Here is an 11,881-nt window from a genome sequence, read left to right on the forward strand (position 1 = left end):
GGTAAGCTAATTATTAGAAATAATAAATTTAGATACACTCTCATATTTCTTGTCATATCAAGCAGATTATATATATCAATTTATCTTTGGAATTTATATTTCAATCCAATAGAGCCATAGGCAGAGACACCAAAGCTAGGATGTTTATCAGATTCTATTTTATTAAATCCATTATTATCATAAGAAATAGACTTATCATCATCAAAAAAAGCTTTGATAGTCCTATCCTTATAGTACACTTCACGCGACATACTTACTCCTATTGTTATAGGAATTGATAGAGATTTACCTAGCAAAAATTCAGGTTGCAATCCTAGATATCCATATTGAGTAACAAAATACATATCTTTACCATCCTTATTTACAGCAGACATCAACCCTTTAAATTCTCCAATTAATCCTAATTTAAACTTGTCATTAAACTGTGTAGCAACACCGACTTTAAATGAATTGTACATAGACAAATTGAATTGATATTTACCGTCTAACCTCCAATCTAGATAAAATGAGGGAAATATCATTGGATAACCCAAAGCATTATTTAGAGCAACACCCACACCCCAATCTAGATTCTGTTTGGCATGACGGATAAATAAGACTCCACCCTGTCCTAAAATTGCTTTTCCTGATATTTTATCTAAGTCAGATGTAAATATGCCTACACCCAACAAAGCCATCATTGACCATTTATCGTTTAATGGTCGTATATGAATTAATCCCACTTGAGCATTAAGAATTTCAGATTCAGAATAAATTTTTGATAAATTTTCGTTTCCTAAAGAAGCATAAGTACCACTTAATGCAACAGCCCACGCTTTAGGCTTATTATTTTCATTCATTTTGATGGATATTGGTACCTGTACACTTCCATCAATTGTTTTTAAATCACCCTTTCCTCCTAATTTATTTCCGTCGGCATCTTTAAATTTTGATGATGTAATGTATTCTGATTTTATCTCTATCTGTGCGTATCCATTATTTCCAAATATTATGATAAAAAAGCTGATCGTTACTATATTCATTAATTTGTATTCCATAATTGTTTTTTCATGATTATAGAAACGAAAGTAGACAATAAGAGATAGCAGATTTTTTATATAGACCAAAGTAACATTTTTGTAGACAAACGAAGTCAAGAACACATATCTGTTAGTTTGAATATTATTTTTTCTTTTCAACTGATAAACCATTTTTTTAAAAAGAGAATAATAAAAGCAAGGTTTTAGTAAAGAATAATCTTGACATATGTTTTTCTTTTTTACTTGTATTTTCTCATTTTTATTACGATGTAAATACAGAATGGCATAAACAAACCAACAAGACTTAAATATAGCATTTCTATCAATTTTATATTTTGAGATATATTGATAACAATTTCTTCAAATAGTAATAAGGCACATAGATTAAATGATGAATGTATTATGATAGCAGCGACTATATTTCCTTTTGTTTTTAGATATAACCAACTGATAATAATAGAAAGTTCTGTGGTTAATAGTATGTATATTAAAAAAACGAAAATTCCTGCTTGAAATCGTAAGTGCCAAACGCCCCAAAATATACCAATAAGAATACTTGAAATTAAATACGAATGTTTTCTCAGAAGTATGGGTAACATAAAACCTCTCCATCCTATTTCTTCTCCAATACTGCACAAGATAATCAAGAGTAGGTATAAAGAATACATACCTAAAGAATGATGTAAAGTTGGACATATCAACCTATGATGTTTTATAAAGCATATTATCAAAAAACAAATTACACATATAACAAAGGGGATAATGAAAGCTAATATATTCCATCTGAGATCAACCTTTTTGAGAGCGAGTTTAGATAATAATTCTTTAATTCCAATTCGACCATTCGCTAAATAGGTCAGACAAATCGCAAAAAAGGCAGGAGCCCATTGTTGTGGTACTTCATCTAAGGAATAGATTACCGTAATCGCTAATACCAAACAGATATTTAATAGACTATATAAAGAAATTAAATGATTGGCTATAAATTTTTTCATACCCTAAAATCCTATATTTAGCCCTGCTGAAACATAAGGAGCTATTTGAAAATAATATTCTTTATCCTGAAACATGCTTTTTATGTTTCTATTCGTTATCTCAGCTGGGCGTATTGCACTAATACCAGCTGTAATGAGTATAAAAATCTGTTTGCCTATCTTTATTTCGGGACGGAATCCTGCTACAATATATTGGTGTGAGAATATCTTATCTTTTCCATCTTGTTCTATAAAAGCCATTTGTCCATTCATTTCGGCTACAATATTTAGGCTTAAATATTTGTTGACGTTATATCCTGCTGACATTTCTAAGCCGTCCATCATTGATATCTTTACAGCATATTTCCCTTCGGCAGTCCAATTAAAATAAAAAGCAAGAAATACCATTGGATAGCCGAAAGAATTATTCATAGATATACCTAAACCGAGTTCAAGATTTGGTTTAAAATGATAAATAAAAATAGCAGAAGCATTTCCAAGTACATTTTTTAATCGGATTTTGGAAAATTGGGTACTTGGCATATAAATACCTCCGCCAACACTTGCCATCATAGACCATTTGTCATTTAATGGACGAAGATGATCAAGACTTAGCCCCATATTCATAATTTCATCGATGACTAAAGGCTCTGTAAAATTTTTGTTATCAAGTTTTGCATAAGCTCCTCCTGCACTAATAGACCACATCTTTAGACGGTTCTTATCATTTAGACTCACAGACAATGGAATATTAATACCTCCCTGATATACTGTTGCTGAACCTTTGCTATTTCCGATCTTTTCATCTCGATCTCCTTCTGTCATACGGTAACCGGATTTACCGAAATATTCCGTTTTAAACATGATTTGTGCATTTATGTTAGTATATCCAATAAGTATAAATGCAATAACTAATATCTTTTTCATATTGAGTTTTTTTAATGAATAATTTGATTCTGTTTCATCAAAATTCATTTTTTTAGAATGTTATTACGATTTTTTTTGACGAATCATTGAGTTGCCTTTGACGAATGATAATAGACCTGTCAGTTAATGCGTTAAATTTGTAGTATGAGAATAAAAAACTATATAATAGAGAATTACATTATTCTTATCTTTTGGGTAATTGTAACTTTTGTTATGTGGTTACAGATCATTCCACAAACAGAGTCTTTGATTGAAGCTACATTATATCCAGTTTTGGCAATGTTATCTGTTTTCCCATTTGTAAAATATCTAAGCGAGACATTATTACAGAGGGCAATGAAGCAAAAAACAACAGTGGTCTTCATCCTTCAGTTTTTAGGTATTTCAATCATTACAGGTATAATTTTCACCTTATATCAATATTTTTTCACTTTTTTAGAGAAAGAAGGAGTTTTTCCTCTATCGATATATTTCAATATGGATGATCTTCCTAACTTTTATATACTTATCTTTCTCTCGTCAGGAATTTTGATCAATTTATGCATTTGTGGACTACGTTTTTTCAGGAAAATACAAAGTTGAAACGAACACTTATCGAGTACCAGCTTCGATCTTTACAACACCAAGTTACTCCGCATTTTATGTTCAATGTATTGAACCATATCCATATATTGATGCAGACAAATGTAAAATTGGCATCTAATCTGTTGATTAAATATTCCGAAATTTTGCGTTATCAACTATATAATGGAGACAAGCAAATAACATTGGAGCAAGATATTCAATTCCTGAAAGATTATATTGCGGTTGAAGAGTTTCGTTGGGAAGATAAATTAACAGTTTCTAGTTCTTGGGAAATAGAAAAACCTCAAATGGAGATACCATCATTGTTGTTTATCACATTTATCGAAAACGCATTTAAGCATGTATCGAAGTCCGGTTTTGAAAAAGGATATATCAATATTGACTTTGAGCAAAAAGAGAATACAATCTCCCTAAATGTGGAAAACTCTAAGTCCACATTATCCACAAAGAAAAAGAACGTAGGAGGTTTAGGTTTAAAAAATATAAAACAACGATTGGAAATTCTATATTTTGGAAAATATAACTTGTCTGTAAAAGAAACAGAGGCTACATACCATACCAAAATTATTATTAATATATAAAAATGACTGAACTAATCTCAAAAAATACAATACAAACTCAACTAAGCTGTTTAGTGGTTGATGATGAATCTATTGCGATAAAAGGAATTGAGAATTATATAAGCAAAATAGATTTTATGGAAGTTACTGATACATGTTCATCAGCATTAGAAGCAGCTGAGATATTCAAAAAGAAAAAGATCGATCTGATGTTTTTGGATATTAATATGCCTCATCTTTCAGGGTTAGAGTTCTTAGAATCACTTGGGAAACCTCCGTTAACGATAATCACTACCGCTTATTCTGAGTATGCACTTGATGGCTTCAGACTTAATGTCGTTGATTATCTCTTGAAACCAATTGCATTTCAGCGTTTCTTTCAAGCTATATCGAAAGCTCAGGATATGTTTCGATCTCAAGAGATATTGCAAAATGAACAAGAGGGAGTGAGGACAAATATGTATGTTCGGCAAGGAGATGCTTTTCAACGAATTGCATGGGAAGATATTCTTTATGCCGAAGGAATGCAGAATTATGTGAAATTGTATTTTACGAATAAGGTATTAACAATACATCAGACAATGGCTTCTTTGGAAGAAATCCTACCTCAAGATTATTTTTTCAGGATACACCGATCGTACTTGATAAATATATCTCATATTCATAAAATATCGGGAGGACAGGTTCTTATTAATGGCAGTCTTCTACCTATTGCGAAGCCAAGACGAGAGAAACTTTTAAACACTGTGGTATATAAAAATTTGATAAGTAAATGAGATTCTAAATATTATGTTATCTATTTGTAATATAGCTATTTGAAATAATGGAAACACAAAATTATTATCATTGTTGACTTTCCTATCTTTAAACATCTGTTATTCAACAGATAAATTTTATTTACCTCTTGTTCATACGGATTAAACGTTTCTATGAATACCAACTCCATATGAGTTTTGTTTAATTTCAGAATATTTTAGTGTAGTCGAATTCTGCTTTGCAGTTTTTTGTCTAATATCAAAACTTATTAATTTTAGATAATACTGTTTTTAAAACATCAAGTGCTATTAATTTAAAGCTTTTATAAGTTTTAGTAACTGTAGAAACTAAAAAATAATGTAATAATTTCGTAAACCATAAATCATAAATAACTTGTCAATCATAATATTGAGAAAAGATTTGAGGATATCAGTATTTAAAACAGTTTCATTAATATCAAAAAATAAAACATTTAGTTTTAGAAAGCATCTAATTTTTCATGATATAATTATTTTATAAAAACAAACATTAATATATATTTTGGGTTTAATAAATTAAAGTTTAGTTATGTATCTGATAATACTATCTTGTGCATTCATTTCTGTATGTTTTTTAGATTAAAATAATTTGAATATTTCAAATAAAATGCAAATAATATTTTCCTAATTTGATTTAATCCTTTTATAACTGGTTATAGAAAAATAAATTTAATTTGTTTAATTACTGTCTTATATCACAATAAATTTTAAAACAAAATAAAAGTCCTGTATTCTAGTGAAATATCAGGACTATTTAGTTTTAAACACTGAAAATTAATTTACTGAAAATTGTTCATAACTCTACTCTTAATTATAAGAAATAAAACATTTTAATATTAAATTTAAATATAAAGATCAATTTATTTTCAATTAAAAAATATTTTAATTATATTGCTGATAATTAACATATATTAGAATTATTATATGTTTTTTACTTATTGATTTTTGTGTTCTTGTATAACTTCTTTTAAAGAGTTTGTACCATTAATAGATGCCGGAAAACCTGCATAAACTGTCATCATTAACATGATCTCTTTTATTTCATCAACAGTCAATCCAATATTTAAACCTGCCTCAATATGAAATTTTAATTGGGGTTGTGCATTACCTAAAGTAGCTAAAGCCGAAATTGTTGAGATCTGTCTATACTTTTTATCCAAATTGTCACGAGAGAAGATATCTCCGTATCCATATTCAATAGTAAGTCTGACTAATTCTGGAGATAAATTTTGGAAATTTTCCTTTAGAATTTGCTCTTGATTATCTTTTAAAATGGCTAAAAATTTAGCTCCTAAAGTGTATTTATCAATAGTGGTATTTGTCGATGCTGTTTTTCCTTCTTTATCAATAATGCCTAAGGCTTTTCTTTCCTCTAAAACTTGCCTCAAAGCTTTCATTCCATTTATACATTTCGGAAATCCACAATAAACAGACATTTGTAAAATAATTTCTTTAACTTCATTAATAGTACTTCCGGTATTTAAAGCTCCATTTAGATGAACTTTTAGTTCAGGAATAGCACCTTGTGCAATTAAAGACGAAATGGCAACGATTTCTTTAGATTTATTATCCAAAGTAGTAAGGCTATAGACTTCTCCAAAAGAATATTCTATAATAAACCTGCTGAGTTCAGGTGAAATATCTTTTAATCCATTCACCACTTTTTCTCCTGCTTCTCCATCTATTTCTTTTAACTTATTCCAGCCTTTGTTATATTTCTCTGAAGTTTTGTTGGGTTGTGAGTTCATTATTGTAATATTTATAAGTGTTAAAAATATAAAAATGTATGATTTCATATTTGTTGATTTACATATTTTATTTGAATGCTAGTAAAATTTTTTCTTTTGTTTTTAACTTACATAAAAGATCAGATTTTTTTACATTTTCATCTATTAAAATCTTTGCTCCTTTTGATTTAATTGATATAAAAAGACAAAAATTGTTTTGCACAATTTCCAGATTATTTATTTAATATCTGTTTTTAATTTACAAATACAAAATTAGTGGGATCAGAAATATATATTATAGGATTTTTATAAGTGTTTTCGGTACTTTTTTAAAAATTCAGTAGGAGATAGGGTAGTTCTTTTTTTGAAAATACGAGCGAAATAGGAACTATCTTCAAAGCCTAGTGAAAAAGCTATTTCGCTTATATTGTTAGAAGTATAGATCAATAAACGTTTTGCTTCAGTTACTTTAATATCTAATATATATTGTTTTACAGAAATTCCGGTAATATTTTTACATAGAATATTTAAATTTTCAATTGGCATTCCGATTTTCTCTGCATATCTTTCAATTTTAATACAGTAAGGGTCTTCAAAAATTATTTGGTTTAATTTATTTATTGTTTTATTTACAACCGTTCTAACTACTTGACTTTCTTCTGCAACTCTTTTTAAAACAGAATGAAGATATAAAATTCCCGCTTTAATACTCTCATATGTCAAATGGTCATTACGTTTTTTTTCTTTTAATAAATTTGTAAATATATTTTCAATAAATAATTTGTTATATGTTATATCTAAGTAAGAAGCAATAGAGGTTAAATTAAGCTCTAAAACCAAGGTGGGATCGCATAATAAAATATATCCTTTACAATTTTCCGAATAGTTCCAATTATGAATTTGTTTCGGATAGACTAAAAACAATCGATTAGGGACTATTTCATATTCCTGCATATCAATAACATAAAACCCATTGCCTTGGGTAAACCAGACTAAGGAGTAAAAATTATGACGATGAGGCCAGTCTAATTCAGCATCTTCAGTATTTTCAAATGTTCCTACAAAATATGGAATATGTTGAGAAGGTAAATCAAGTATATCAGAGATGGAGTATTCTTTCAACATAGTTCAAATTTAATGAAAAACTTTCAATTCAGTATTTGTATGTTATACTGAATTTATATCAATAACACCTAATATTAATAAATAATATTTTATAACTTACGAAAGGAAGTTGTAAATAATTTAAAAAAAATATTTAAAATATTAAGTTTTTAGTTTTTAACATGATATCTTTTTGAACTTTTAATGAAAATTATATTGAGCTCTATAGGAAAACAAATAGCTAAAAATTTACTTATTTTTACTTTATATATGAACTGAATGAAAATATATCATTCACAGAATTAGGATTTTATTATCGTTGAAATAGAAAAATTGAAAAAGAAAATTTATTTTGTTAATTCGTTAGTAAATGTTAGAAGTCTTCCATAAATTTCAATATTTTGTATATTGTAATTGGATAAAAAGTTAAATTCTTTTTATATAATATAGAAAAATTAATAATTAAAAGTATCTCTCTGCATATTACCTAATAAAATAAATATTATAAACATGGAAAACACTCATAATGATGCACTAAAATTTAGTTATTCAAATATTTTTTTTTCATATTATTTTAATAATGAACGTATTTGTAGAAATATGATAAAAGATCATATGTTAGTATTTGTATATTCAGGAGAATTATTGTTGTTAGAAGAAAAAAATACAATAAAAATACATAAAGGAGAGTGTGTTTTTTTAAAAAAAGATAACCGGGTAAATATGATTAAACAGCCTAATGGTAAAGAAAAGTTCAGTGGAATATTTATGGTTTTTAATCGTAATTTTTTACGTGAATTTTATCAGTCATTAGATAAAAATAAAATACCTCAAAATATAGAAAAACTTAAGCAAAGTGTTATAAAATTACCCAAGAGTTCTGCCATAACCAGTCTTTTTCAATCAATGATTCCTTATTTTGATTCTGAAGAAAAACCGATGGAAAAACTTATGAAGCTTAAACTTTTAGAAGGTGTATATTCATTATTACAAATTGATGAGCATTTTTATACTTGTTTGTTTGATTTTACAGCTATATGGAAAATCGATATTATGGAGTTTTTAGAAAATAACTATATGTATAATCTTTCAATTGATGAAATTGCTCATTTTACAGGACGTAGTTTATCTACATTTAAAAGAGATTTTAAAAAGATAAGTGATTTATCTCCACAAAAATGGTTAATCGAAAGACGTTTGAAAACTGCTTATGATCTTTTGAAAAACGAAAATAAGAAAGTTTCTGAAGTGTATTTAGAAGTGGGATTTAAAAATTTTTCTCATTTTTCTACTGCATTTAAACGGCAGTATGGTTTTCCGCCTTCTAGATAAAAATGAGCGATTTTGCAAAATCTTTTGAGCTTCTGAAAAAACAGATAAGAATTTTTAATTTGTACCTTTCGTGTGTTGAATTGAAAAATAATATAATAAGTTACTTTATATAATAAAATTAATATAATTTACAGAATATTTAATTAAAAAGGGAGGGGTAGCCTATGCATAGGCTACAGATGTAACAGACTCTAATCAGGTGAAAAAATTAGTGGAAGCAGCAGTAGAAAAATTTGGCAAAACAGATATTATGATAAATAATGCAGGATTAATGCCACAATCTCCATTGGTCTGTTTGAAAATTGATGACTGGGATAGAATGATAGATGTAAATATTAAGGAGATATTGTATGGAATCGCAGCAGCTTTACCTTATATGAAAAAAACAAAAATCAGGACATATAATAAATTTTTCTTTAGTAGTAGGGTATAAGATATCACCTGGTAGTGAGGCTTATTCAGCAATAAAATTTGCAGTTCGTGTAATTAAAAAAAATAAAAGTTATTAGGTCATAAAACGGAATGTGAAAATTTTAGTTTATATGGAGACATATGTAACAGAAAAATGTTAGGTATTTAAAATAGTTAAAAAAACAATCATAAATAATCTTAGTATTATAAATAAACTTAAAAAAATGAAAAAAAGAAAATTAGGTAAAAGTGGACCAGAGGTATCCGCAATAGGATTTGGTTGTATGGGGCTAAATTATGCTTATACTCAAATATTAAATGAAAAGGAAAGTATATCACTTTTAAAATCTGCTTATGAAAGTGGAGTTAATTTTTTTGATACAGCAGAAATGTATGGACCATATACAAATGAAGAACTGGTAGGAAAAGCTTTAACATCTGTACGTGATAAAGTAGTAATAGCTACTAAATTTGGTATTAAGCTAGTAAATGGTAAGCAGGAACAGGATAGCAATCCTAAACATATTCGTAAATCAGTGGAAGGGTCTTTGAAAAGACTTGGAACTGATTATATTGATTTATATTATCAACATCGTGTTGATTTGAATACCCCAATTGAAGAAGTTGCTATGACAATGAAAGATTTAATTAAAGAAGGAAAAATAAGATATTGGGGTTTATCTGAAGCAGGTGTTGAAACTATAAAAAGAGCACATAGAGTTCAACCCGTAACAGCTGTAGAAAGTGAATATTCACTCTGGTGGCGAAAGCCAGAGGAAAAACTTATTCCAACATTAGAGGAATTAGGAATAGCACTTGTTCCATTTAGTCCATTGGGAAAAGGTTTTCTTACCGGTGAAATTAAAAAAAATGCAACTTTTGAAAAGGGAGATTTCCGTAGTATTGTGCCTCGTTTTACACAAAAAAATCTGCAAGCTAACCAAAAACTTATAGAGTTACTTCAAAAAATAGCACAGGAAAGAAATGCTACTCCGGCACAGATAGCTTTAGCCTGGTTATTAGCTCAAAAGCCTTGGATTGTACCTATTCCTGGTACAACTAAAAAAAATCGAATGCTTGAAAATAATAAAGCCGTAGAAATCGATTTGAACAGTCAATCTTTACAAGAAATAAACAGAGCACTCGAAAAAATTAAAATAGAAGGAGATCGTTATCCGGAAGAACTTGAAAAAAGAACAGGGTTATAATTTTATGAATACAAGATACTTTCTTTCAAAAGATTAAAAAATGTGAAAAAATAGAAATAAAATATTATTTTAAATGAATGTAAATTATTTTATTAGTAAAGTTCAGATAATAATATTATAAATCTGTTATTATTAAAAGGAATTCATTGAAAGCAGGATCAAAAAAATACACTGTACATACCAGTCAGCAGTTAGATTTTTCTTCTTAGACGATTTCCAATCTGAGGGGCTTACCCAAATTTCAGAGTATGAGCACCCAAATTTTGTTTCCGTTATCATGTGTAATTTACATTGCCGTTTTCAGTAATTACACCTTTGAAGTGATTTAGTAAAAAGCTCTAAAACCTAATATAGGAGCGGCTTTAGAGCTTTGGGTGACCAATGGGTCTCGAACCCACGACCTTCGGAACCACAATCCGACGCTCTAACCAACTGAGCTATGGTCACCGTTTTGAGAGTGCAAATATATAAATAGATTTTTTATTTTCAAACAAAATTTTCAAAATCTTTAAGACCGATCCATTGAGGTGAAGTAAACCCTTCTCCGGCATCAGTACCTATAAGTCTACCTAAATTTTCTGCTCTGTAAATAATACTTTTTTTAAAATTTTTGGATGTAATAGGTGTAATTGGTTCCTGAGATTTAGGATCATAAAATTGAGTTTTGTAAGCCATACAAGCTTCAGTTTTCTTGTATAAATATTCCGAAATATCTATAATAAAATCAGGTTTATCTTCATTCCACTGAATATAATTAAAGAGGTGTTTAGGTCTCCAACATTCTTGTTCAATGTTATTTATTTCCGTTTTAATTTTTCTTAATCCCGAAAGGAAACAAGAATCATAAACTAATTTAGAAGCTTTTCCATGATCCGGATGCCTGTCTGCTATAGCATTAGCCAATATAATAGTAGGTTTATATTTCCTAATAATTTTTATAATTTCTAGTTGATGTTTTTCATCATTTATAAAAAAACCATCTCTAAATTTTAGATTTTCTCTTATAGAAATTCCTAAAATTTCTATACTTTTTTCAGCTTCAATTTTTCTGGTTTCAAATGTTCCGCGTGTACCCAACTCTCCTTGGGTTAAATCTAAGATTCCTACTTTTTTATTTGAAGCAACCATTTTAGCCAAAGTACCTCCACAACCAAGCTCTACATCATCTGGATGTGCACCTATGGCAAGAATATCTAATTTTGTCATAATAAAGAATTGATGCTCATATATAAAGATACAT

The 11,881-nt window shown here is 28.4% G+C and carries 12 protein-coding genes and 1 tRNA gene; 6 read left to right on the plus strand and 7 right to left on the minus strand.

Going from position 1 to position 11,881, the window contains the following annotated elements; all coding sequences use genetic code 11:
• Positions 1-80: 80 nt before the first annotated feature.
• The 3 genes from C4S76_RS02265 to C4S76_RS02275 form a co-directional block, all read right to left on the minus strand.
• Positions 81-1,037 (minus strand): DUF6268 family outer membrane beta-barrel protein, encoded by a 957-nt coding sequence (locus C4S76_RS02265; RefSeq protein WP_105192347.1) that lies wholly within the window; start codon positions 1,035-1,037, stop codon positions 81-83.
• 221 nt (positions 1,038-1,258) lie between these two features.
• The gene (locus C4S76_RS02270; protein ID WP_181044034.1) at positions 1,259-1,957 is read right to left on the minus strand and encodes a CPBP family intramembrane glutamic endopeptidase; all 699 of its coding nucleotides are present in this window, start codon (positions 1,955-1,957) and stop codon (positions 1,259-1,261) included.
• A gap of 60 nt (positions 1,958-2,017) precedes the next feature.
• The gene (locus tag C4S76_RS02275; protein WP_105192348.1) at positions 2,018-2,920 is read right to left on the minus strand and encodes a DUF6268 family outer membrane beta-barrel protein; all 903 of its coding nucleotides are present in this window, start codon (positions 2,918-2,920) and stop codon (positions 2,018-2,020) included.
• Between the two features lie 144 nt (positions 2,921-3,064).
• Here C4S76_RS02275 and C4S76_RS11885 point away from each other — a divergent pair, with 144 nt between their 5' ends.
• From C4S76_RS11885 to C4S76_RS02285, 3 genes are read left to right on the plus strand one after another with little or no spacing between them, the layout of a single operon-like run.
• Positions 3,065-3,502: a hypothetical protein gene (locus C4S76_RS11885; protein WP_221404973.1), complete on the plus strand. Its 438-nt coding sequence runs from the start codon at positions 3,065-3,067 to the stop codon at positions 3,500-3,502.
• On the plus strand, positions 3,499-4,086 hold the full coding sequence (locus tag C4S76_RS11890; RefSeq protein WP_221404974.1) for a sensor histidine kinase: 588 nt from the start codon (positions 3,499-3,501) through the stop codon (positions 4,084-4,086). Before C4S76_RS11885 ends, C4S76_RS11890 begins: the two co-directional genes overlap by 4 nt.
• Before the next feature lie 2 nt (positions 4,087-4,088).
• Positions 4,089-4,841 (plus strand): LytR/AlgR family response regulator transcription factor, encoded by a 753-nt coding sequence (locus tag C4S76_RS02285; protein WP_105192267.1) that lies wholly within the window; start codon positions 4,089-4,091, stop codon positions 4,839-4,841.
• A 953-nt stretch (positions 4,842-5,794) separates the two neighbouring features.
• Here C4S76_RS02285 and C4S76_RS02290 read toward each other — a convergent pair.
• Both C4S76_RS02290 and C4S76_RS02295 read right to left on the minus strand, forming a co-directional pair.
• Positions 5,795-6,607: a carboxymuconolactone decarboxylase family protein gene (locus tag C4S76_RS02290; protein WP_105192349.1), complete on the minus strand. Its 813-nt coding sequence runs from the start codon at positions 6,605-6,607 to the stop codon at positions 5,795-5,797.
• A gap of 285 nt (positions 6,608-6,892) precedes the next feature.
• On the minus strand, positions 6,893-7,711 hold the full coding sequence (locus tag C4S76_RS02295; protein ID WP_105192269.1) for an AraC family transcriptional regulator: 819 nt from the start codon (positions 7,709-7,711) through the stop codon (positions 6,893-6,895).
• 489 nt (positions 7,712-8,200) lie between these two features.
• Between C4S76_RS02295 and C4S76_RS02300 the strand changes: the two genes are divergently transcribed.
• The 3 genes from C4S76_RS02300 (at position 8,201) to C4S76_RS02310 (ending at position 10,641) form a co-directional block, all read left to right on the plus strand.
• A complete protein-coding gene (locus tag C4S76_RS02300) occupies positions 8,201-9,022 on the plus strand; it encodes a helix-turn-helix domain-containing protein (RefSeq protein WP_105192271.1) in 822 nt (273 codons plus the stop codon).
• A gap of 199 nt (positions 9,023-9,221) precedes the next feature.
• Positions 9,222-9,455 carry an SDR family oxidoreductase gene (locus C4S76_RS02305; RefSeq protein WP_221404975.1) on the plus strand — a complete coding sequence of 78 codons (234 nt, stop codon included), beginning with the start codon at positions 9,222-9,224 and terminating at the stop codon, positions 9,453-9,455.
• Positions 9,456-9,657: 202 nt separating this feature from the next.
• Positions 9,658-10,641: an aldo/keto reductase gene (locus C4S76_RS02310; protein WP_105192273.1), complete on the plus strand. Its 984-nt coding sequence runs from the start codon at positions 9,658-9,660 to the stop codon at positions 10,639-10,641.
• Between the two features lie 373 nt (positions 10,642-11,014).
• Here C4S76_RS02310 and C4S76_RS02315 read toward each other — a convergent pair.
• Positions 11,015-11,088 (minus strand) — tRNA-His (locus tag C4S76_RS02315).
• Between the two features lie 39 nt (positions 11,089-11,127).
• A complete protein-coding gene (gene bshB1 / locus C4S76_RS02320; RefSeq protein ID WP_181044035.1) occupies positions 11,128-11,847 on the minus strand; it encodes a bacillithiol biosynthesis deacetylase BshB1 in 720 nt (239 codons plus the stop codon).
• Positions 11,848-11,881 lie beyond the last annotated feature (34 nt).

Source organism: Apibacter adventoris (genome assembly GCF_002964965.1).
In the GTDB taxonomy this organism is placed as follows: domain Bacteria; phylum Bacteroidota; class Bacteroidia; order Flavobacteriales; family Weeksellaceae; genus Apibacter; species Apibacter adventoris.